21 protein-coding genes are annotated in these 20,530 nt (G+C 70.4%); 13 read left to right on the top strand and 8 right to left on the bottom strand.

Annotation, left to right across the window (positions count from 1 at the left end; genetic code table 11):
• Together E1202_RS27140 and E1202_RS27135 are read left to right on the top strand one after the other, a co-directional pair.
• The coding region (locus E1202_RS27140) for an acyl-CoA dehydrogenase family protein (protein WP_268952381.1) at positions 1 to 533 on the top strand (533 nt) is incomplete at its 5' end.
• On the top strand, positions 530 to 1,744 hold the full coding sequence (locus tag E1202_RS27135; RefSeq protein WP_132686130.1) for a CaiB/BaiF CoA transferase family protein: 1,215 nt from the start codon (positions 530 to 532) through the stop codon (positions 1,742 to 1,744). The genes E1202_RS27140 and E1202_RS27135, both read left to right, overlap by 4 nt.
• On the opposite strand, the gene E1202_RS27130 is transcribed toward E1202_RS27135, so the two are convergent.
• Positions 1,728 to 2,336 (bottom strand): class I SAM-dependent methyltransferase, encoded by a 609-nt coding sequence (locus E1202_RS27130; RefSeq protein ID WP_132686129.1) that lies wholly within the window; start codon positions 2,334 to 2,336, stop codon positions 1,728 to 1,730. The two genes, E1202_RS27135 and E1202_RS27130, sit on opposite strands and share 17 nt — an antisense overlap.
• A 256-nt stretch (positions 2,337 to 2,592) precedes the next feature.
• Here E1202_RS27130 and E1202_RS27125 point away from each other — a divergent pair, with 256 nt between their 5' ends.
• The gene (locus E1202_RS27125) at positions 2,593 to 4,047 is read left to right on the top strand and encodes an APC family permease (RefSeq protein WP_132686127.1); all 1,455 of its coding nucleotides are present in this window, start codon (positions 2,593 to 2,595) and stop codon (positions 4,045 to 4,047) included.
• On the opposite strand, the gene E1202_RS32870 is transcribed toward E1202_RS27125, so the two are convergent.
• Positions 4,044 to 4,445, bottom strand: a complete 402-nt coding sequence (locus E1202_RS32870) for a response regulator transcription factor (protein WP_328591022.1) — start codon at positions 4,443 to 4,445, stop codon at positions 4,044 to 4,046. The two genes, E1202_RS27125 and E1202_RS32870, sit on opposite strands and share 4 nt — an antisense overlap.
• 227 nt (positions 4,446 to 4,672) lie before the next feature.
• Here E1202_RS32870 and E1202_RS27115 point away from each other — a divergent pair, with 227 nt between their 5' ends.
• Together E1202_RS27115 and E1202_RS27110 are read left to right on the top strand one after the other, a co-directional pair.
• Positions 4,673 to 5,956 carry a glutamate decarboxylase gene (locus tag E1202_RS27115; protein WP_268952379.1) on the top strand — a complete coding sequence of 428 codons (1,284 nt, stop codon included), beginning with the start codon at positions 4,673 to 4,675 and terminating at the stop codon, positions 5,954 to 5,956.
• Between the two features lie 19 nt (positions 5,957 to 5,975).
• A complete protein-coding gene (locus E1202_RS27110; protein WP_132686124.1) occupies positions 5,976 to 6,908 on the top strand; it encodes a nitrilase-related carbon-nitrogen hydrolase in 933 nt (310 codons plus the stop codon).
• Between the two features lies 1 nt (position 6,909).
• Here E1202_RS27110 and E1202_RS27105 read toward each other — a convergent pair whose 3' ends face one another.
• Positions 6,910 to 7,680, bottom strand: a complete 771-nt coding sequence (locus E1202_RS27105) for a LamB/YcsF family protein (protein WP_132686123.1) — start codon at positions 7,678 to 7,680, stop codon at positions 6,910 to 6,912.
• A 178-nt stretch (positions 7,681 to 7,858) separates the two neighbouring features.
• Between E1202_RS27105 and E1202_RS27100 the strand changes: the two genes are divergently transcribed.
• Genes E1202_RS27100 through E1202_RS27085 form a run of 4 tightly spaced genes read left to right on the top strand, consistent with a single transcriptional unit; the run spans position 7,859 to position 11,339 of the window.
• Entirely contained in the window at positions 7,859 to 8,752 is an 894-nt protein-coding gene (locus E1202_RS27100; RefSeq protein WP_207918939.1) for a 5-oxoprolinase subunit B family protein, read from the top strand.
• Positions 8,749 to 9,729 (top strand): 5-oxoprolinase subunit C family protein, encoded by a 981-nt coding sequence (locus E1202_RS27095; protein ID WP_132686121.1) that lies wholly within the window; start codon positions 8,749 to 8,751, stop codon positions 9,727 to 9,729. The genes E1202_RS27100 and E1202_RS27095 overlap by 4 nt, the downstream gene beginning before the upstream one ends.
• A 21-nt stretch (positions 9,730 to 9,750) precedes the next feature.
• Entirely contained in the window at positions 9,751 to 9,990 is a 240-nt protein-coding gene (locus E1202_RS27090) for an acetyl-CoA carboxylase (protein ID WP_132686119.1), read from the top strand.
• Positions 9,987 to 11,339, top strand: coding sequence for an acetyl-CoA carboxylase biotin carboxylase subunit (locus tag E1202_RS27085; RefSeq protein WP_132686117.1), 1,353 nt, complete (start codon positions 9,987 to 9,989; stop codon positions 11,337 to 11,339). Before E1202_RS27090 ends, E1202_RS27085 begins: the two co-directional genes overlap by 4 nt.
• A gap of 327 nt (positions 11,340 to 11,666) precedes the next feature.
• On the opposite strand, the gene E1202_RS27080 is transcribed toward E1202_RS27085, so the two are convergent.
• The 5 genes from E1202_RS27080 to E1202_RS27060 form a co-directional block, all read right to left on the bottom strand.
• Positions 11,667 to 13,145, bottom strand: a complete 1,479-nt coding sequence (locus E1202_RS27080) for an amidase (RefSeq protein ID WP_132686115.1) — start codon at positions 13,143 to 13,145, stop codon at positions 11,667 to 11,669.
• Between the two features lie 66 nt (positions 13,146 to 13,211).
• Entirely contained in the window at positions 13,212 to 13,856 is a 645-nt protein-coding gene (locus E1202_RS27075; protein WP_132686114.1) for an alpha/beta fold hydrolase, read from the bottom strand.
• Between the two features lie 3 nt (positions 13,857 to 13,859).
• On the bottom strand, positions 13,860 to 14,180 hold the full coding sequence (locus E1202_RS27070) for a biotin/lipoyl-containing protein (RefSeq protein ID WP_132686112.1): 321 nt from the start codon (positions 14,178 to 14,180) through the stop codon (positions 13,860 to 13,862).
• Positions 14,173 to 15,162 carry an alpha-ketoacid dehydrogenase subunit beta gene (locus tag E1202_RS27065; protein WP_132686110.1) on the bottom strand — a complete coding sequence of 330 codons (990 nt, stop codon included), beginning with the start codon at positions 15,160 to 15,162 and terminating at the stop codon, positions 14,173 to 14,175. The genes E1202_RS27070 and E1202_RS27065 overlap by 8 nt, the downstream gene beginning before the upstream one ends.
• Positions 15,155 to 16,126 carry a thiamine pyrophosphate-dependent enzyme gene (locus E1202_RS27060; RefSeq protein WP_165944008.1) on the bottom strand — a complete coding sequence of 324 codons (972 nt, stop codon included), beginning with the start codon at positions 16,124 to 16,126 and terminating at the stop codon, positions 15,155 to 15,157. The genes E1202_RS27065 and E1202_RS27060 overlap by 8 nt, the downstream gene beginning before the upstream one ends.
• Before the next feature lie 158 nt (positions 16,127 to 16,284).
• Between E1202_RS27060 and E1202_RS27055 the strand changes: the two genes are divergently transcribed.
• The 4 genes from E1202_RS27055 to E1202_RS27040 all read left to right on the top strand — a co-directional run bounded on the left by E1202_RS27055 (position 16,285) and on the right by E1202_RS27040 (position 20,481).
• A complete protein-coding gene (locus E1202_RS27055) occupies positions 16,285 to 16,947 on the top strand; it encodes an IclR family transcriptional regulator (protein WP_132686108.1) in 663 nt (220 codons plus the stop codon).
• A 94-nt stretch (positions 16,948 to 17,041) separates the two neighbouring features.
• A complete protein-coding gene (locus E1202_RS27050) occupies positions 17,042 to 18,253 on the top strand; it encodes a CaiB/BaiF CoA transferase family protein (RefSeq protein ID WP_132686106.1) in 1,212 nt (403 codons plus the stop codon).
• Position 18,254: 1 nt separating this feature from the next.
• Positions 18,255 to 19,112, top strand: coding sequence for a hydroxymethylglutaryl-CoA lyase (locus E1202_RS27045; protein ID WP_132686105.1), 858 nt, complete (start codon positions 18,255 to 18,257; stop codon positions 19,110 to 19,112).
• 94 nt (positions 19,113 to 19,206) lie between these two features.
• A complete protein-coding gene (locus E1202_RS27040; protein ID WP_132686103.1) occupies positions 19,207 to 20,481 on the top strand; it encodes an SLC13 family permease in 1,275 nt (424 codons plus the stop codon).
• Positions 20,482 to 20,530: the final 49 nt, after the last annotated feature.

Below are 20,530 nucleotides of genomic sequence, written 5' to 3'. Positions count from 1 at the left end.
GGGTTGTGGAGGTCGGTCCGGGGGTGCTGGACGAGCTGGTTCTGCGGGGGGCTCTGGCCCGGGGAGCGCAGGTCGTGGGGGCGTTGGACGCGGCGGTTCGGCTGTGCGTGGAGCACAGCAGGACTCGGGTGCAGTTCGGGCGTCCGATCGCGAAGTTCCAGGCCGTGCAGCACTTGGTGGCCGATGCGGCCGCCGAAGCGGCGCTCGCGCGGGCGGCGGTGGACGCCGCCGTGCTGGACGCGGCCGAGACCGGTGCGCTCTCGGCGGTCAAGGTCGCGGTGGCACGGTCCTGCGCCGGTCATGCGGCGTCGGTCGTGGTGCGCAACGCCCACCAGGTCCACGGCGCGATCGGCACGACCCGGGAACACCCGTTGCAGCTGTTCACGCTGCCCGCGCTCGACTGGCGCGGCGAGTTCGGCACCACCCGCGACTGGGACCGCTCCCTCGGCGAGACCACGAGGACCTCCTCGCTGTGGGACGTCGTCCTCGGCGATGCGGTCGACACGCCCGCCCTCCCGGGAGGTCACCGATGAGCCGCGAACTCCTGGCCGGAGTGCGGGTCCTCGACCTGTCCACGGTGTTCATGGGGCCTTACGCGGCGCAGGTGCTCGCCGAGTGGGGCGCCGACGTCGTCAAGGTCGAACCCCTGCGCGGCGACCAGGTGCGCGGCGTCGGCGACACCTCGGGCGCCGGCGTCGGGCCGATCTTCGTCAACGCCAACCGGGGCAAGCGCTCCCTCGCCGTGGACCTCAAGAGCGACGACGCCCGCGACGTCGTGCACGCGCTGGTGCGCGACGCCGACGTGCTCCTGCACAACATCCGCCCTCCGGCGGCGGCCCGGCTCGGACTGACCTGGGACGACCTGCGCGAGGTCAACCCGGCGCTGGTGCTGTGCGCGTTCCGCGGCTACGGCAGGCACGGCCCGAACGCCGACCGGCCCGCCTACGACGACGTGATCCAGGCGGCTTCCGGCATCGCCGACGCCCAGGCCGCCGCGGGCGGTGAGCCGGAGTACTGGCGCTCGGCCGCCTCCGACAAGGTGATGGGTCTCTACGGCGCCGCGGCCACCTGCGCCGCTCTCCGCGCTCGCGAGATCGACGGTGTCGGCCGCTCGGTGGAGGTCCCGATGTTCGAGGGGATGGCGTCGTTCATGCTGCTCGACCGGCAGGGCGGCTGGCTCACCGACCCGCCGTCAGGCCCCACCGGCTACCCGAGGACCGACTCCGCGCACCGTCGCCCGTACGCCACCGCGGACGGTCACCTGGCCGTCATGATGTACGCCGACAAGCACTGGATCGCGTTCTTCGACCTGATCGGCCGCCCCGAGCTCGCCGAGGACCCGCGCTTCCACGACATCGGGGCGCGCACGACCCACATCGACGAGCTCTACGCGCTGCTGGCCGAGGAGATGGTCCACCGCACCTCGGCGGAGTGGAGCGCGGCGTTCGAACGCTCCGACATCCCGCACGGGCCGGTCAACTCGATCGACGACCTCTTCGCGGACCCGCAGCTGGTGGCGACCGACTTCTTCCAGACCGTCGATCAGCCGGGCGTGGGCCCGGTCCGGCTGGCCCGGCGACCGATCGACTTCGGAACGCCGCCGCCACCACCGCGACCGGCCCCGCTGCTGGGCGAGCACTCCCGGGAGGTCCTGGCGGAAGCCGGTATCGCCGACGCCGACGTGCAACGCCTCGTCGACGCGGGCGTGCTCGGCACCACTGACGAGATCACTCGGCCGGGCTGAGGATCGCGACGAGGAAGTCCGAGTCCGCGCGGTGCGGGCGCAGGTCCCAGGTGGCCAGCGTGAGGTCCCGAGTGAGGCCGGCGGCTTCCACGTCGGCGAAGAACTCGTCGGGCTCGTACCCGCGTCCGGTCCCGAACCCGACGGCCACCCGGCCCCGCAGCGCCAGGTGCTCGCGGAACCGCTGCAGCACGGTGCGGCGGGTGCTCGAGGCGAGGAAGGTCATCACGTTCCCGGCGCACACGATCACGTCGAACGGTTCGCTGATGCCGCGCGCGGCGAGGTCGAGTTCCGCGAGGTCGTCGACGAACCAGCGCGGACCCGGGTGGTCCTCCTGCGCGGCCTTGATCAGCTCCGGGTCGACGTCCACGCCGACCACGTCGTGACCGGCCGCCGCGAGGGCCCCGGCGACCCGGCCCGGACCGCACCCGGCGTCGAGGATGCGCGAGCCGCGCGGCGCCATCGCGTCGATCAGCCGAGCCTCACCCGCGAGGTCCTCACCGGCCTCGGCCAGACCGCGCATCCGGCCGATGTACCAGGCGGAATGTCCCGGGTCAGCCGCCACCTTCTGCATCCACACGCTCTGCTCGACCATGCCCCCATTGTGCAGCGCCCCAGCGGCGCGGAGCTCACGGCCTGGCCGGTCGGAGCCCCTCCGCGCGGAGGGCGGGCCGGCCGGTGTCGAGCGCAGCGGGGCCGCGGACCCCGCTCCGAGTTCCGACAACCACCTCCTTGCCGTATTGAACTGATCGGTTGCCTGGTCGACTCTGTCGGACGGTGGCGCTCTGCTCCTGAGATCCGCTCGCCGCCACCTCCACGCGCCTCATCCCGTTCGCTCGGAAGGAGCTGATGTGGCCACGTCCAGCGCCGAATCGTCGAGCCGGCTCGTGCCGGATCAGCTGGGCACCGCCGGAGTGGTGTTCCTGGTGCTGGCGGCGGTCGCGCCGCTGACCGCCGCCATCGTCGTCGCGGGCCTGGCGATCGGGCTCGGCGGGGGCGGTGGAACCGTCGTCGCCTACCTGGCGGTCGCGGTCGTCCTGCTGCTGTTCGCGGTCGGCTACGCCCAGATGTCGCGCGAGGTCGTCAGCGCGGGCGGGTTCTACGCGTTCGTGGTGCGAGGGCTGGGCCGGCCCGCGGGTCTGGTGGCCGGCTTCATCGCCACCACGGGCTACAACTTCTTCGTCGCCGGAGCGATGGGCACGGCCGGGTTCTACACCTCGTCGGCGCTGGCGGACCTGGTGGGGATCGACGTGCACTGGTACCTCAGCGCCGTGGTCATCATGGCCGCCGCGTTCCTGTTCGCCCGATCGGGGATCAGCATCAGCGCCAGGGCTCTGGGCGTCGCGCTCGTGCTCGAAGTCCTCGTGCTCGTCGCCTTCAGCGCCTCGGTGCTGGTCCGGACCGGGTTCAGCTTCGACGCGTTCGGCACCGAGGCGATCACCGGGGGAGCGCCGGCCGTCGGCCTGCTCCTGGCGTCCACCGCGTTCCTGGGCTTCGAGGCGACATCGCTGTTCAGCGAGGAGGCCCGGCGACCGGAACGCACCATCCCGCGCGCCACCTACCTGGCGATCGCGCTCATCGGGCTGATCCACGGGGTGACGGTGTGGGCGTTGGTCAGCGCGGTCGGCGTGGCCGACGCGCAGCGGGTCGCCGAGCAGCACCTGGCCGACGGCGACCTGCTGTTCGTGCTGATCGACGAGTACCTGGGCGGGTTCCTCCTCGGGGTCGTGATGGTGCTGCTGGTGGTGAGCCTGTTCGCCGCGCAGCTGGCCTTCCACAACGTCGCCGGGCGCTACCTGTTCTCCCTCGGCCGCGCGGGTGTGCTGCCCGGTGGGCTGGCGCGCACCCGCGACAACGGCGTGCCGCAGCGGGCGCTGTCGGTCAACGCGATGTTCGCCGCCGTGGTCGCGGGGGCGTTCGCCGCGTTCGGCCTCGACGTGATCACCACGCTGGTACCGGTCATGGTCGGTTTCGGGACGTTGTGCATCATCGTGCTGCAGGCGCTGGCCGCGCTGTCGATCGTCGTGCACTTCCGGCGCGCGGCCGATCCCCGGGTGTGGTCCACGCTGGTGGCACCCGGGCTCGGATTCCTCGGCCTGCTGTCGATTTCGGTGATGGCGGTGGCGAACTTCGGACTGCTGGCCGGGTCCGAGGCGCCCCACGTGACCGCCCTGCCGTGGCTGCTGCCGGTCGCCGCGCTCGGCGGGTTCGCCTACGCGGCCCACCTCCGGGTGCGGCGTCCGGAGGTGTACGAGGGGCTGGACGCCGACCTGGAGCGGTTCGGCGGTACCACTCCCGCGAGCTAGCCCATGCGGCCCAGCGCCTTCACGACGGCCGAAGTTCGGTCGCCCACACCGAGTTTCGTGAAGATGTTGCGGAGGTGGTTCTTGACCGTGCGTTCCGATATCCCCAGTGATCGACCGATCTGCTTGTTGGAGTAGCCGCGAGCCAGGTGCTCGAGCACCTCTCGTTCCCGCTTGGTCAGCGGCGAAAGCACCTCGGTCAGCGTGCTTTCGGAGGAGTCCGATGATTCGAGCATGTTGATCCTTAATGAAGCTAGCTGACCGACCTGGTTCAGAACCTGACGCATCGCACGCGAGTGCTCGACGGCCTCGTGCAGCAACGCGGTGATCGCCCGGTCCAGAGCCCGGTCAGAGGAACGGGCCATGAAATGCCTCCACTCGGGCGGATCGTCCGGGGGCACCCTGCACCCGTCCTTACCTACTTCCCATTTCGCCACAGCATTACGCGCGAATTACGACCCTGTCCGCGAATCCCTCGTATGAGTGGGGAATTGCCCCGTGTGGACCAGTCCCAGCGGCCTGGAACTAGTTCGGAAGATCTGGGGCGAATTGTTCATGGCACCTGGGTCCTGCCTGGTCGTAGCGTTGATCGTGTTTCGCACACAACCAGGAACAGGAGCATTCGACGATGTCTGCTTTGCCGAAGGCGTTCGAGGAATCGTCGGGTTGCTCGACGCAACTTCGGGGCGGGATCCCTCTATTCGGAATGGACGCGGATGAGGCTTTCAACGCTGTCTCGGAAAGGCTGAGCGGAGACGGCCCGCCGGAGCGCAACCTCGCGACCTTCCTGACCACATCGATCGAACCGGAGGCTCACCGGCTGTACCGCGAGTACCTGAACTACAACCTCGTCGACCGAGAGCAGTACCCGGCCATCGACGCGCTGCTGCGCGAGTGCGTCGACATCATCGGTGCGCTGTGGCACGGAGATGCGAGCGAGGTCGTGGGCAGTGCCACCACCGGGTCCAGCGAGGCGGCGATGCTCGCCGGTGCGTCCTTGCTGCGGACCTGGCAGGACCGCACCGGAGATCGGCTGACCCGGCCGAACATCGTCATGGGGGCCGGCGCGCACGCCTGCTGGAAGAAGTTCTGCCGTCACTGGGGAGTGGAGGCGCGCGTCGCTCCGGCGACCGGCGACGGGCCCGCGCTCGTCGGCAGCGCGGTCGAGCGCCTCTGCGATGAGCGGACCATCGGCGTCGTCGGGATCCTGGGGTCCACTCTGGACGGCCGATACGAACCCATCGCCGAGATCGCGGAGAGGCTGGACCAGCTGGAGGAGCAGCGCGGTATCGACGTTCCGCTGCACGTCGACGCCGCATCGGGCGGTTTCATCGCACCGTTCTTGGATCCCGAGCTGCTCTGGGACTTCCAGATCCCGCGAGTGGTCTCGATCAACGCTTCCGGCCACAAGTCCGGCATGGTGCTGCCGGGCCTGGGCTGGTTGCTGTGGCGGGACCGCAGCCGTCGCCGTCCCGAACTGGGGGTTCGGATCAACTACCTCGGCGGCAACGACGCCCACTACGAGCTGACCTTCTCCAGGTCGGCGGCCCCCGTGGTCATCCAGTACTACAACTTCGTGCGCCTCGGGTTCGCCGGTTTTCGCGCCGTGCACGCCCGCTCGAGGTCGCTCGCGCAGCGGCTGGCCACGCGGTTGCAGGCGACCGGGCGACTCCGGGTGCTGGGCGACGGCAGTGAGTTACCCGTGGTCGTGGTGACCGCGGAACCACCGGTCGACTTGCGGGAGGTGTCCAAGCGACTGGCCGACATCGGCTGGTCCGTACCCGTCTACACCTTCCCGCCGAAGCTCGACGACGTCGAGGTGATGCGCATCGTCGTGCGCGGTGACCTCACGTCGGAAGCGGTCGAGAACCTCGCGACCGCTGTCGAGGAATTCGTTTCCCACGCGAACTGATCGGAAAAGGAGGACATCCATGCGTCCCGTCCGAATCGTCAGCCGGTTGACCGACCGAGAACCACCGCGGTCCGGCACCGGGATTCGCCTCGCGCTGTTCCAGGGCGAGAACCCCTCGGGCACGCCCGAGGCGGTGGCGGAGAACCTCCTCCGGATGGAGGAGGTGTTGGCGCTCGCAGCCGGCTACGGCAGCCAGCTGTGCGCCTTCCCCGAATGCTTCAACACCGGCTACGCGCTCAACCGCGAGCTCTGCGAGCAGCTCGCCGAGCCCAGTGACGGAAGGAGTGTCGAACTGGCCAAGAAGCTGTCCACGCAGCACGAGATCGCCGTCGCCCTGCCCTACGTGGAGCGGGGTGCCAACGATGCGCTGCACGACTCGGTCGCCCTCGTCGCCGACGGAGAGCTGCAGGCCAACTACCGCAAGACCCACCTCTACGGCGAGGCCGAACGGGTGAACTTCACGCCCGGGCACGACCTGCCACCCGTCGTTCAGGTGAACGGGTTCCCGGTCGGGTTGCTCAACTGCTACGAGTGCGAGTTCCCGCCGCTGTACCAGAGCCTGGTGCGGCGTGGAGCGCGGCTGATCGTCGGTCCCACGGCCGCCGACCGGCACTTCACGCTCCAGAACGGGAACCCGACGCTGGTGGCCTACCCCGACGCCACCGAGCACATCATCCCCGCGATGGCCGCCGTCTGGCGGGTTTTCGTGGCCTACGCCAACCGGCGCGGCTGGGAGGTGTCCGACCGCGGGCAGTGGGAGTACCGGGGCAACTCCGGCATCTGGGCGCCGGACGGATCCCCGGTGGTCAGCGCCGGGCCGGAGGAACGCGCGGTGGACTCGCTGCTGCTGGCCGACTGCCTGCCGGAAGCGGTTCCGCCGTTCAGCCCGGAAGGTGATCACCTGAGCGATTCGCGGATGGCCGAATCCGAGAGGCTGCTGCCCGCACGCTGATTCATCCCCGAGCGTCCGCCACTTCGGCCATCGGGGCCAGACGGACACCCGCGGAGGCGAACCGCTCGCGGATCGCCTCCGCGATGTCCACCGCGTTCGGCCGGTCGCCGTGCAGGCAGATCGTGTCGGCGTCCACCGGGATGGGGTTGCCGGTCACGGAGCGCACCTCGCCCCGCAGAACGGCCTCCGCCTGGTCCGCGCAGGTCTCCGGTGACTTCGGCAGCGGCTCCGGTTCGATGATGATGTGCCCGGAGTCGTCGTAGTCGAGGTCGGCGAAGGCCTCCCGCACCACCGGGAACCCGCGTTCGGCGAGGCGTTCGGACACGGGCCCGGCCAGCAGTACGATCCGCACGCCGGGAGCCGCGGTCGCGATGGCCTCGACGATGGCTTCGGCGACCCCCTCGTCCTTGAGGGTCAGCCCGTAGAACGCGCCGTGCGGCTTGACGTGCCGGATCGTCTCACCGCACCGAGCGGCGATCGCCTGCAGCGCGCCGAACTGGTACAGGCAGGCGCGCGCGGCGTCCTCCGGGCTCAGCGCCATGGCCCGCCTGCCGAAACCGGCGAGGTCGGGGAAACCGGGGTGCGCGCCGACCGCGGTGCTGCCGTCGCGTGCCAGTTCGACGGACCGCTGCATCGTCGCCGGGTCCCCGGCGTGCCAGCCGCAAGCGATGTTCACCGACGTCACGAGGGGGATGAGGCGGGCGTCGTCACCGAGACGCCACCGCCCGAAGCTCTCCCCGGCATCAGCGTTGAGGTCTACGAGAGTGCGCATGACTCACCTCCGGATCCGGGCGCCCACCTTAGTTTCCGGTGATTGCGCATGCAGATCAATCAGCCTATCCTCTCACTCGAAGGTGGTCGATTGGTGACCGACGCGCTGCGTCGAGCCGCACCGCGGCGCATTCTCGACTCGCACTCGTCGGGGGATGCGGAGGTGCGCCGTGACCGTGATGGAGGTTCAACTACCACCGGCTCGGTACGAATTCGGCGGGGATGAGTTCATCTTCGTCGAAATCGACCGCGAGATGAGCCTGGAGGCCAATCTCAAGGCCATGGCCATCACCGGCGCGTTGCGCCGGGAGAACATCGACGGGGTCATCGACATCTGCCCGTCGAACGCTTCATACCTCGTTCGGCTGGATCCGGATCGCCTGCATCCGACCGAACTCGTCGAAGAGCTGCGCCGGCTGGAACGCACGGCCGGGGAGCTGCGCAGCGATGACGCCGTCAGCACCCGGATCGTGGACGTGCCGGTGCTCTTCGACGACCCGTGGACGCGCGAAACCCTGATGAGGTTCCGCGATCGCCACCAGGACCCGGAGGTCACCGACCTCGAATACGCGGCCCGGATCAACGGGTTCTCCGATGTGCCGTCGCTGATCGAGTCGATCACCTCGGCGCCGTTCCTGGTCACGATGCTCGGGTTCGTCCCGGGGCTTCCGTTCTGCTACCAGATGGTTCCGCGCGACCGGCAGATCGAGGTGCCCAAGTACGTGCGCCCGCGCACTGACACGCCCGAGCGCGCCTTCGGCTACGGTGGCGCGTTCTCCGTGGTGTACCCGGTGCGAGGGGCCGGCGGGTACCAGCTGTTCGGGATCGCCCCCGCGCCGGTCTTCGACCTGGCGCAGCGGCTTCCCGACTTCGCCGACGACATCGCGTTCCCGCGACCCAGCGATGTGCTGCGGTACCGGGCGATCGACCGGGACGAGTACGACCGCACGCGCGTGGAGGTCGAGGAGGGCCGGTTCCGCTACCGGATCCGCGAGGCGGAACTCCTTCCGGCGGAACTGCTCGCCGACCCGGACGCGGTCAACCGCGGGCTGTTGGAGGTGCTCTACAGATGACTTCCTTGATCGTGCGCACGAGCGGCCTGTCCACGACGGTCCAGGACTCGGGCCGGGACGGCCAGTACGCCATCGGGATGCCGCCTTCGGGCGCGATGGACCAGTACTCCTACGCGGTCGCCAACCTGCTGGTCGGCAATCCCGACGGCGCCGCCGTGCTGGAGGCCACCTACATCGGGCCGGAGCTGGAGTTCACCGATTCCCGCAGCGTCGCGGTCACCGGTGCCGACAGCGTCGTCACCATCAACGGCGAGCCGGCGCCGACCTGGCAGACGCTGGCGATCAAGGCCGGTGACGTGCTGGCGGTGAAGGCCGTGCGCGCGGGCGCTCGGCCCTACATCGCGGTCAGCGGCGGGGTGGACGTGCCGCTCTACCTCGGCTCGCGCTCGACCTACATGCTCACCGGCATCGGAGGGTTCGAGGGCCGTGCGCTGGTCGACGGGGACCGGCTCCCGCTCGGCGGGGCGGTGGAGTCGCCCGCGCCGGGCACCGAGATCCCCTCCGAGCTCATCCCGGAGTTCCCGGACGCGATCGTGCTTCGCCTGGTCGTCGGGTTGTGCGCCTACCGGTTGACCGAGCGAGCGCTGGAGTCGTTCCTCACCACCGAGTGGAAGGTCACCAAGGACGCCGACCGGGTGGGCTACCGGTTGCGCGGGGGATCGCTGGAGTTCGTCGAGCGGGAGCAGCCCTTCGGCGCGGGAAGCGACCAGGCCAACGTCGTCGACCTCGGATACCCGGTCGGCTCGGTGCAGGTTCCCGGCGGTGACGAGCCGATCGTGCTGCTCAACGACGCCGTCACCGGTGGCGGGTACGCGACCATCGGCACCGTGATCTCGGTGGACCGGGACCGGATGGCGCAGGCCAGGACCGGCAGCAAGGTGCAGTTCGAGCGGGTGGACATCGATGGCGCGGTGGCCGCCCGCTCGGAACGGCGTGCACGTCTCGAAAAAGCGCGGGCGGCGGTAGCCGGCGCCTAGAGCCGGCGGGAGGGGGAAATGATGTCCACAGTGGATGCTCAGATGCCCGGTGTTTTCTACCGGCGCCCATCGCCCGAATCGGACCCGTACATCGAGCCCGGAACCGTGGTGCGGTCCGGGCAGACGATCGGGCTCATCGAGGTGATGAAGACCTTCAACGAGATCAAGGCCGACCGCGAGTGCCGGGTCAGCAAGATCTTGCTCGACGACGGTGACGAGGTGGACATCGGCCAGACGATGTTCGAGGTCGATGACGTATGAGCGGCCTGCGGCGAGTGATGGTGGCCAACCGCGGTGAGATCGCGGTTCGGATCATCCGTGCGTGCCACGTGGCGGGTGTCGAAGCGGTGGCGGTCTACTCCGACGCCGACGAGCACTCGAAATGGGTTCGGATGGCCGATGACGCGGTGCACATCGGCCGTTCCGCCGCGCAGAAGTCGTACCTGGACCCGGACGCGCTGCTCAAGGCGGCGCGTGCCACCGAGGTCGATGCGGTGCACCCGGGTTACGGCTTCCTCTCCGAGAGCGGCGCTTTCGCCAGGGCGATCGACGAGGCTGGGCTGGTGTTCATCGGCCCTCGACCGGCGGTCCTGGAGCAGATGGGTGACAAGGCGGCCGCGCGCAGTGCGGCCGCTTCGGCCGGTGTGCCGGTGGTGCCCGGCACCGACCCGATCGAGGATCCGGCCGACGTGCCCCGGCTGGCCGCGGAGATCGGATTCCCGTTGCTGCTCAAAGCGGCCGCAGGCGGCGGAGGACGCGGCATCCGGCCGGTCCACGACCTCGACGGTCTCCTGGACGCACTTCCCGCCGCCCAGGCGGAGGCGCGTTCGGCGTTCGGGGACCCGGCGGTCTACCTGGAACGCGCCGTGGCCAACGCCAGGCACGTGGAGGTTCAGGTCCTCGCCGACGACCACGGCAACGTGGTGCACCTCTTCGAGCGGGACTGCTCGGTGCAGCGGCGCAGGCAGAAGCTCATCGAGGAGGCACCGGCACCGGCGCTGGAGGAGGAGACCAGGCAGGCCATCACCGCCGCGGCGGTGCGGCTGGCCGAGCACGTCGGGTACCGCGGTGCGGGCACGGTGGAGTTCCTGGTCGACGGTGACGGCAACTTCTACTTCATAGAGATGAACGCGCGGGTCCAGGTCGAGCACCCGATCACCGAGGCCATCACCGGCGTGGACATCGTCGCGGAGCAGTTGCGCATCGCCGCCGGCGAAGCGCTGTCGATGGATCAGGCCTCGATCGAGCGTCGTGGCGCGGCCGTCGAACTGCGCATCAACGCCGAGGACCCGGAGCGCGATTTCGCCCCCGCTCCCGGCGAGATCACCGTCCTGCGACTGCCCGGAGGACCCGGAGTCCGGATCGACACGGGCATCTCGCAGGGGGACCGGATCAGCCCGTTCTACGACTCGCTCATCGCGAAGCTCATCTGCTGGGGCGAGGACCGGGACCAGGCCTACGCCCGAGCCCGGCAAGCGCTCACCGAGTTCCACGTGGAAGGCGTGGCCAGCACAGCAGCCCTGCACCGAGAACTCATCAACGACCCGGAGCTGGCAGCGGGCCCGGTCCACACCATGTGGCTGGAGCACCACCTCAACACGGGCCGGTGAACCCAGGCCCGTGCGGGCGAACACGCGCCCCTCGGCCGCCGAGGGGCGCGCGTCACCGGCGCACGTCGGTGCCCCAGGCCGGCGCGGCCGGTCACCACGGGGGCGAGGGAGGTGAGGCTCGCCGCCGCCCGCGGCGTGACGAGACCGAGTTGACCTGAATACCGCAGTAATCAGGTACCCGAATACGGCAGTAGTCCGCGTTCCGGCGCACACGGTCGCAGCTGCATCTGGGTTGGGGGAACGGCTCTGGCGCCTCGTGGGGACGCCGCCGCCCCGGGAGCGGCGGTTCGGGGTCGTCAGCGGCGGAACCGGGTGGGTCGCAGGTGGTTACCGCGGTGACTGCCCCATCTCGGCTCGGTTCGGGGGTTGGAAGCCGCCGAGGTGCTCTTCGAGCAGTTCGGCGAGGCGCAGCGGGGTGCGGTCCTCGTGCGCCGGACCGATGAGCTGCACTCCCACCGGGAGACCTTCGGCGGAGCGGCCCGCGGGAATCGCAGTGGCGGGCAGGCCGGGCATGGTGGCCAGACCGGCCCAGACGAGCTGGTCGAAGTACGGGTGCTCGACGCCGTCGATGTCGAGCCGGCGGTCCAGCGGATTCGGGGTGCGGTCGTGCGGGAACGCGGGAGTGGGCGTGATCGGGCACACCACAGCGTCGAACTCGCCGAACACCTGCCGCCAGCCGTGGCGGTGGAGCTCGCGACGGTTGTTCACCTCGATCCAGTCCCGATGGCTCAGCACCATCCCGCGCAGCCGAGCCGCGTCGAGGCTCTGGTCGTCCGCGCTCAGAGCGGCCGCGCGGGCCCGCAGCTGCTCGTACGCGTCGATCGGGAACCGCGCCACCGAGCCGGAGAAGAGCAATTGCGCGTAGAGCGTCGCGGCTTCCGCGAGATCGGGCAGCAGGGGAGTGCGCCGTTCGACGCGGGCACCACCGGCGGCGAGCGCATCGGCCACCCGGTTCACGCCCGCCCGCACCGCGGCGCCGATCGCGATGAACGGGTGCTCGTCGAGGACCAGCACCCGGAAGTCGGAGAGCCGATCGTGGCGCGAGGGCGGCAGGCTCAGGCGGTGCGCCTTGCCGAGCGTCAGCGGGTCCGGTCCGGCCATGACGTCGAGCAGGATTGTGAGGTCGCGGGCGGTGCGCGCCATCGGGCCCACGACGGCGAGGTCGTGGTCGACCGGCAACGCCGGACCGGGCGGCGGGACCATGCCGCGGGTTGCCGCCAGTCCGAGCGTCGGCTTGTGGGCGTAGACCCCGCAGAAGTGCGCGGGGGTGCGCAGCGAGCCCGCCAGGTCGGAGCCGATGGACAGCGCACCGAACCCCGACGCCAGGGCCGCCGCCGATCCGCCGGAGGACCCGCCCGCCGTGCGGGTGTGATTCCACGGGTTGGTGGTGGTGCCGTAGATCTCGTTGAAGGTCTGCAGATCCTGCAGACCCAACGGCACGTTGGTCTTGCCGAGCACCACCGCACCGGCGGCCTTGAGCCGCGACACCTGCACCGCGTCCTCGGCCGGTACGAAGTCCCGGTGCTGCGGCATGCCCCAGGTCGTGGGCATCCCGGCCACGTCGTAGCACTCCTTGACCGTGACCGGGACGCCCAGCAGCGGCCGGTCCTCGCCCCGGCCGAGCGCCTGGTCGGCGTGATGCGCAGCCTCCCGCGCACGCTCGAAGTCGGGCACGCAAATCGCGTTGATCTCCCCGTCGTGCCGTCCGATCCCGGCGATCGCCGCCTCGGTCAGTTCCGCCGAGGACACCTCGCCAGCGCGCAACGCGGCCGCCAGCTCGCCGGCCGACCGATAGTTCTCATCCATGGATCGGACGCTAGCGGGATGCCGAGAAGGCCATAAAATCCTGTTTCCCGCAACGGAAAACCGGTCTCAGCCGTCGAAGAACTCCAGGGCCGCGGCCTTGAAGGTTCGGCTCGACACTGCGTTGAAGTGGTTGCGGCGGCCCAGCGAGACGTACGGGGCGTTCAGCGTCGCTGCGAAAGAGCGCGCGTCCGCGGCCACTTCGTCCTCGTCCCCTGCGGCGAGCAGGACGGGGGCCGGGGGCCGGCCGGAGAGGCGTTGGCCCGCCATGCCTTCGACGCACGGGCCGAGGTCCTCGCCGGAGAGCGCCTGCTGGACGCGGAGCATGGATTCGCGCTCCACCGGGCCTCCTCCGATGCCGCCGAGCGCGAGCGCGCGGACGCGCTCGGCGGCCAGCCGTGCCAGTGCCCAGCCGACGACGCCGCCCATCGAATAGGTCACCACGTCCACCACGGGCACCTCCGCCGCGTCGAGCACGGCGAGGACGTCGCGGGCGAGGTCGTCGGGGGAGTAGCCCGTCGTGGCGCGTTCGCTGTGGCCGTGTCCGCGCAGGTCGGTGACTACGTGGCCGCGGTCGGCCACCGCGCGGAGCCAACCGGTGCGCTCCCACGTCTGCTCCGAATCGGAGGCGAATCCGTGCAGGAACAGCACCGGTCGGGGACCGGGTTCGCCGTCGTACCAGAGCTTCACGCCGTCACGAGCGGTCGCGGGCATCGGTCAGTCCTCCGGTGGGGTCAGGCGGACGCGTCGCTGCGGCTTCTGGTCGACCGGAACCGTGCCGACGATGCCCGCGTGGTCCTCCACGGCGAAGGTCACCAGCGGGGCGCCGACCGCGAGCTCCTCGTCCTCGCCGACGTGCAGCCGCGACACGCGGCCGGTCTGCGGCGAGGGGATCTCCACCGCGGACTTGGTGGTCTCCAGCTCCACCAGCGGGGCGTTGCGCTCCACCCAGTCGCCCTCGGCCACGAGCCACTCCAGGATCCTGGCGCTGATCAGCCCTTCACCGAGGTCGGGCAGCGGGAAGGTCACTTCAGCCACGGCGGTACTCCAATGCGGTCTGCACGGCGGTCAGGACGCGGTCGACGCTGGGCAGGTACTCGTCCTCCAGCGAACCCGACGGGTAGGGCACGTCGAAGCCCGCGACGCGCTGAACGGGGGCGCGCATGTCCCCGAAGCAGCGCTCGGTGATCAGCGCGGACACCTCGCCGCCCAGACCGGCGGTCAGCGGCGCCTCGTGCACGACGACGGCGCGGCGGGTGCGGGCGACGGATTCGGCCAGCCCCTCGGCGTCGATCGGTTTGAGCCAGCGCAGGTCCAGCACCTCCAGCTCGACGCCGTCCTCGGCGGCGAGCTCGGCGACCTGCTCGCAGCGCGACACCATCGCGCCCCAGGCGACGAGCGTGGCGTGCCTGCCCCGGCGGAGGACCCGGCTGCGCCCGACCGGCAGCGCCTCGACGGGCTCGGCCGGGTCGAAGTTCTCGCGCTGCCAGTAGCGGGACTTGGGTTCCATGAAGATCACCGGGTCCGGATCGGCGATCGCCTGGCGGAGCAGGTGGTAACCCTCCGACGGCCGGGACGGGGAGACGACCTTGAGACCGGGCACGTGCGCGAACAGCGACTCCAAGCTCTCACCGTGGTGCTCGGGCGCGCGGATCCCGCCGAAGCTGGGCAGCCGCAACGTGATCGGCATCCCCAGCGTCCCCCGGCTGCGGTAGTGCATGCGGGCCACCTGGTTGACGATCTGGTCGATCGCCGGGTAGCTGAACCCGTCGAACTGGATCTCCGGAACCGGTCGCCAGCCCGCCATCGCAAGACCCACCGACATGCCCATGATCGCCGACTCCGCCAGCGGGGTGTCGAAAACCCGGTGCTCGCCGAACTTGTCCTGCAGACCGTCGGTCACCCTGAACACGCCGCCGAGCGTGCCCACGTCCTCGCCGAAGATCAGCACCCGGTCGTCGTCCTCGCAAGCGTGGCGCAGCGCGGTGTTGAGCGCCTGCTGCAGTGAAAGCTCAGGCATCCTGCGACTCCTTCCAAGCGCGGTGCTGGTCGAGCAGGGCGGCGGTCGGCTCCCGGCAGACGAAGCTGAACAGCTCGTCGGCCGGTGGTGGCTGCATGGCGTGCAGGCCCGCGGTCGTCTTGCGCACGACGGCGGCGGCGTGCTCCTCGGCGTCGGCGACCTCCTCGGCGGACACCGATCGCACCGCCCGGGTGATCGGGTCCTGCTCGGCGCGGAGGCGTTCCTCCTCGGCGCTGCGGTAGCGGCTCGGGTCGTCCGATGTGGAGTGCGGGCCGAGCCGGTAGGTCATCGCCTCGATCACCGTGGGACCACCGCCCGCGCGACCTCGTTCGAGCGCGGCCCGGGTCGCCTCGAACACCGCGGTGACGTCGTTGCCGTCCACGCGCTGGCCCTCGATGCCGTACCCGGCGGCGCGCGCCGCCACCGAACCGCCCGCGACCTGGTCACCGGTGGGCAGCGAGATCGCCCAGCCGTTGTTCTGGCAGAAGAACACCACCGGCAAGCGGTAGACGCCGGCGAAGTTCATCGCCTCGTGCACGTCGCCCTGCGAGCTGGCGCCGTCGCCGAAGTAGGTCAGCGCGGCCCCACCGGTGCCGTCCAGCTTCGCGCCCATCGCCCAGCCCACGGCGTGCAGCACGGGTCCGCCCACGACGGCGTTCGGCGGTGCGAGGCGGGCGACGTTCGGGTCGTAGAGGCCGCCGTGCCAGATGTTGAGGTGCATCGCCATGTAGGCGACCGGGTCCACCCCCAGCGCGACCGCCGCGCCCAGCTCGCGGTAGGTGGGGAAGGCGAAGTCGCGGGCGCGGTCCAGCGCCGCCGCGCTCCCGATCTGAGCGGCCTCCTGGCCCCTGACCGGAGCGTAGGCGGGCAGCACGCCCTGCCGCTGCAACGCGACCGCCTCCTCGTCGAGGCGGCGCGTCACCAGCATCAGACGGAAGAGCTCGCGGAGATCTGCGTCGTCCATGAACGAAAGAGTGCGCACCGGGTCCCCGACCGTGCAACAGTGCGATTCTCGACTGCTCAGGTTGTCCGATCTGCCGACCGACAGCGGCATCGCGCTGTACAAGTTGTCCAGCCCCCGACCTCCGGTACTCCGATCGTGCAAGCGCTATCGTCGTCCGCGTGGACAGCGATGAGCGGAGCCCGCGGGAGCGGACGACCACCGGCGTAGGCGTGCTGGACCGCGTGGTCGCGATCCTGGACGCGGTGGAGGAAAACCCAGCAGGGGCAAGCGACATCGCGCGCGAGCTCGGCCTGTCCGTTCCCACCGCCCACCGCCTCGTGGCGGCCATGGTCAAGCACGGCCTGCTCAACCGCGACGACGACGGGCGCCACCACATCGGCCCGCGCTTCGCCTCGTCGGCGCTCACCGCGGCGTCCGCGCCGGTGCTCCGCCGCCTTCGCGAGGAGACCGGGGAGACCGCGCAGCTGTGGGTGCTGCGCGGCGAGGACCGGCTGTGCGTGGCCAGCGAGGAGTCCGCGGCCGAGCTGCGGGCGGCTGTTCCGGTCGGAACGCTGCTGCCGCTGTCGGCGAAGGGGTCGGCGGCGCAGGCTCTCGTCGCACCGCCCGCGCGGACGGGTTCGCCCTGGTTCACCAGCGTTTCCGAGCGGACCCCCGGACTGGGCTCGGTCAGCGCGCAGGTGCGGTACCGGGGTGACGTGGTCGCCGCGATCTGCCTGGCCGCACCGCTGTCTCGCGTGGTCGACGAGGATCCGGGTGCCCAGTACGGCGATCTCGTCCTCGAGGCCGCTGACCAGCTCGCCAGCGCCCTGCGCTACCGCTGAGGTGATTTCGGGGGTTGTCGGCTCAGGAAGTCGCGCCTTATGGTAATTCTCGATAAATGACATTGCTTGTCATTATTCGAGAAAAGGTGGCGGCGTGACCGACTTTCCACTTCAAGGCATTCGCGTTCTCGAACTGGGCAACTTCATCGCGGCCCCTTTCGCCACGAGGATCTTCGCCGACTTCGGTGCGGAGGTCATCAAGGTCGAGCGTCCGGGGGTCGGCGACGAGCTGCGCGGCTGGCGGCGCACGCGCGGCAGCACCTCGATGATGTTCCGCACGATGGCGCGCAACAAGAAGTCCATCACCCTCGACCTCTCCGGCGAGCAGGGCCGCGAACTGGCCCTGGAACTGGCTCGCACCTGCGACGTCGTGGTCGAGAACTTCCGGCCTGGCACGCTGGAGCGCTGGGGGCTCGGCCCCGAAGTCCTCGCGGAGGCGAATCCGGACCTCGTGGTCGTGCGGATCTCCGGCTACGGCCAGACCGGGCCCTACCGCGAGCGGGCCGGATTCGGCGGCGTGGCAGAGGCTTTCGCCGGACTGCGCCACGTCACCGGCCACCCGGACCGGCCGCCGGTCCGCTCGGCGGCACCCATCGCCGATGCCGCCGCGGGGCTCTACGGCGCTGTCGGTGCGCTGATGCTGCTGCTGGGCAAGGTGCGCGGGCAGGCGCACGAAGGCCCTCGGATCGTCGATGTCGCTCTCTACGAGTCGGTTTTCATGATGATGGAGTCGCTGATCCCCGACTACGACGCCTACGGGACGGTGCGCGAGCGGACCGCCGGCAACCTCCCCGGCGTCGTGCCCAGCGGCGTCTACTCGACCTCCGACGGACTTTCGGTGATGATCTCCGGCAACTCCAGCGGCGCGTTCGGACGCCTGATGACCGCGATAGGACGGCAAGACCTCGCCGACGACCCGACGTTGGCCGACGGGGACGGCCGCGCCGAGCGCGAGCACGAGCTCGACGCCGCGATCACCGCCTGGACCACCGCGCGCTCCGCGCCGGAAGCGGTGCGCATCCTCAACGAGGCGGGCGTGCCGACCGGCCCCGTCCACGACGCCCGCGCCATCGCCGAGGACGAGCACTTCCGCGCCCGAGACATGCTCCGGCCGCTGAAGGTGGTGGTGGACGGCGAGCCCGAGGAGATCCGGTTCCCCGGTGTCGTGCCGAGGCTTCCCGGTTCCCCGGGGGCGGTTCGCACCGCAGGTCCCGAACTCGGGGAGCACACCGAGCAGGTGCTCACCGAGATCCTCGGGGTCGATCGCGCCGGCCTGGCCGCCTATCGCGAGCGGAAGGTGATCTGACATGACCGTCACCATCACCGAGGTCGTGCTGCGCGACGGACTTCAGGACGAAGCCGTCGTGGTCGCGGTCGCAGACCGGATCGCGATCGCCGAAGCCCTCGCGGAGTCCGGGATCCGCCACATCGAAGCAGGTTCCTTCGTCAATCCCGAGCGGGTACCGCAGATGGCCGGAGTCGACGAGCTCGCCGCCGCGCTCCCGCGAGCCGATGAGGTCCACTACTCGTTCCTCGCGCTCAACGGGCGTGGCGTCCGCCGCGCAGTGGACGCCGGCGCCGAGAACGTCCTCGTCGTGGCCTCGGCCAGCGGCGGTCACAGCCGCACCAACGCCGGGCGGGACGTCGACGCGGCGATCGAGGACGTGGCGCGTGCGGTCGCCGAGAACCCGGGAACGTCCTTCATCGCCGGTGTTTCGACCGCGTTCGCGTGTCCGTTCGACGGCGACGTCCCAGCGGACCGACTGGTGTCGGTCGCCGAGCGGTTCGCGGCGATGGGCGTCCGCCGCATCGGCCTCGCCGACACCCTCGGCACGGCCACCACCGACCACGTCGTGCGATCGCTGGCAGCGGTGCGCGACGCGCTCCCGGACGTGGATCTGTCGCTGCACCTCCACAACGCGCACGGGCAGGCCCTGCGCACCGTGGACGCCGCGATCGACCTTGGCGTCGTCCACTTCGACAGCGCGACCGGCGGTTACGGCGGATGCCCGTTCGCCCCCGGCGCGCACGGCAACATCGCCACGGAAGACCTCGTGGCGCACCTCCACTCGCGCGGGATCTCCACCGGGATCGACGAAACCGCGCTCGCCAACGCCTCGGAGCTCTTGGAGCGGGCACTGGCACGAGCGGTGCCCGTGGTCTGACCCGGACCCGCGCGCCAGCCTCCGCACACCTGATCCCTCGTCAACGGTGACGTGGTCCGCGCAGGCGGACGTGCGTGATCAGAAAAGGTCGGACATGGTTCACTCGCTCTCCCTCGTCGTCCTCGCACTCGTGTTCCTGCTCGCGACGATCCTGCCCATCAACATGGGGATCCTCGCCTTCGTCGGCACGTTCCTGGTCGGAACCGTCTCCGGAGTCACCGTCGACGACATGGTCGCCGGCTTCCCCGGTGACGTGTTCATCCTGGTCGTCGGCATCACGCTGCTGTTCGGAGCGGCCAAGGTCAACGGCACCATCGACCTGGTGGTGGCCGCCTCGCTACGTCTGGTCCGCGGTCGCCGCTGGGCGATCGTGTGGTTGATGTTCGTCCTCGCTGCGGTGCTCATGGCGCTGGGTTCGGTGCTGGCCGTGGGCATGCTCGCGCCGATCGCCATGCCCATCGCCGCCCGCTACCGCATCAACCCGCTGCTGATGGGCATGATGCTCAGCCACGGCGCCCTGTCCGCGGCGTTCGCCCCGATCACCGTCTACGGCGTCTTCGCCTCGAGCCTGGTCGGCGAGGCGGCGCTGGACGTCAGCCCGTTCGTGCTGTTCGCGGTTCCCTTCGGGCTCAACGTGGGGATCGCCGCCGTGCTGTTCGCCGTGCTCGGACGCGACCTGCTGCGCGGGTCCGAGGTCGTGACGGCAGGCGGGCCGGGCGCTGCCGGCGCGGACACCTTCGCCCACCGGCCGGTGGCCGCGCTTCCCCAGATCGAGGTCACACCCCTGCGCGTGCTCACCCTGCTCGGCATGTGCGGGCTCCTGGTGGCCGGATCGCTGGGCGTGGACGTGGGTCTGGTCGCGTTCGCCATCGCCACCGCTCTGCTGCTGGTGGCGCCGACGCTGCACGAGAAGTCCACCGACCACGTCGCCTGGTCGGCCGTCCTGCTGGTGTGCGGAATGCTGAGCTACATGGAGGTGCTGGAGCGCAACGGCACCCTCGACGTGCTCGGCGAAGCCGCAGCCGCGCTGGGATCACCACTGCTGGCGGCGTTGCTGCTGTGCCTGGCGGTGGGCGTGGTCTCGGCGTTCGGGTCCTCGATCGGCACGCTCGGCATCGCCCTGCCGCTGGCACTGCCGCTGCTGGAACTGGGTGGTCTCGGGGCTGCCGGGTTCATCGTCGCGCTGTGCTTCTGCTCCACGGTCGTCGACGTGAGTCCGTTCTCCACCAACGGGATCATCGTCCTCGCCCAGGCCCAGGTCGACGACAGGCGGGCGTTCCAACGCAGGATGCTCGCCTACAGCGGACTCGTCGTGGTGGGCGCGCCGCTGCTGGCTTGGGCAGCCGTGGTCCTGCCGACGTCTCTCTGAATCACCGCGGGTGTTCGCGCTGTTCGCCGAGGATGTCTCCGTGGCTCGC

The organism is Saccharopolyspora karakumensis (assembly GCF_004349225.1).
GTDB lineage: Bacteria > Actinomycetota > Actinomycetes > Mycobacteriales > Pseudonocardiaceae > Saccharopolyspora > Saccharopolyspora endophytica.
The sequence above is the reverse complement of the archived record's forward strand: the minus strand, read 5'-3'. Positions and strand labels throughout refer to the sequence as shown.

What these genes read in the sequence shown, in the direction of transcription:
- E1202_RS27135 (WP_132686130.1), top strand. Translation starts at nt 530, where the DNA reads ATGAGCCGCGAACTCCTGGCCGGAGTGCGGGTCCTCGACCTGTCCACG.
- E1202_RS27130 (WP_132686129.1), bottom strand. Translation starts at nt 2,336, where the DNA reads ATGGTCGAGCAGAGCGTGTGGATGCAGAAGGTGGCGGCTGACCCGGGA.
- E1202_RS27115 (WP_268952379.1), top strand. Translation starts at nt 4,673, where the DNA reads ATGTCTGCTTTGCCGAAGGCGTTCGAGGAATCGTCGGGTTGCTCGACG.
- E1202_RS27110 (WP_132686124.1), top strand. Translation starts at nt 5,976, where the DNA reads ATGCGTCCCGTCCGAATCGTCAGCCGGTTGACCGACCGAGAACCACCG.
- E1202_RS27105 (WP_132686123.1), bottom strand. Translation starts at nt 7,680, where the DNA reads ATGCGCACTCTCGTAGACCTCAACGCTGATGCCGGGGAGAGCTTCGGG.
- E1202_RS27100 (WP_207918939.1), top strand. Translation starts at nt 7,859, where the DNA reads ATGGAGGTTCAACTACCACCGGCTCGGTACGAATTCGGCGGGGATGAG.
- E1202_RS27095 (WP_132686121.1), top strand. Translation starts at nt 8,749, where the DNA reads ATGACTTCCTTGATCGTGCGCACGAGCGGCCTGTCCACGACGGTCCAG.
- E1202_RS27090 (WP_132686119.1), top strand. Translation starts at nt 9,751, where the DNA reads ATGTCCACAGTGGATGCTCAGATGCCCGGTGTTTTCTACCGGCGCCCA.
- E1202_RS27085 (WP_132686117.1), top strand. Translation starts at nt 9,987, where the DNA reads ATGAGCGGCCTGCGGCGAGTGATGGTGGCCAACCGCGGTGAGATCGCG.
- E1202_RS27080 (WP_132686115.1), bottom strand. Translation starts at nt 13,145, where the DNA reads ATGGATGAGAACTATCGGTCGGCCGGCGAGCTGGCGGCCGCGTTGCGC.
- E1202_RS27075 (WP_132686114.1), bottom strand. Translation starts at nt 13,856, where the DNA reads ATGCCCGCGACCGCTCGTGACGGCGTGAAGCTCTGGTACGACGGCGAA.
- E1202_RS27065 (WP_132686110.1), bottom strand. Translation starts at nt 15,162, where the DNA reads ATGCCTGAGCTTTCACTGCAGCAGGCGCTCAACACCGCGCTGCGCCAC.
- E1202_RS27060 (WP_165944008.1), bottom strand. Translation starts at nt 16,126, where the DNA reads ATGGACGACGCAGATCTCCGCGAGCTCTTCCGTCTGATGCTGGTGACG.
- E1202_RS27045 (WP_132686105.1), top strand. Translation starts at nt 18,255, where the DNA reads ATGACCGTCACCATCACCGAGGTCGTGCTGCGCGACGGACTTCAGGAC.
- E1202_RS27040 (WP_132686103.1), top strand. Translation starts at nt 19,207, where the DNA reads ATGGTTCACTCGCTCTCCCTCGTCGTCCTCGCACTCGTGTTCCTGCTC.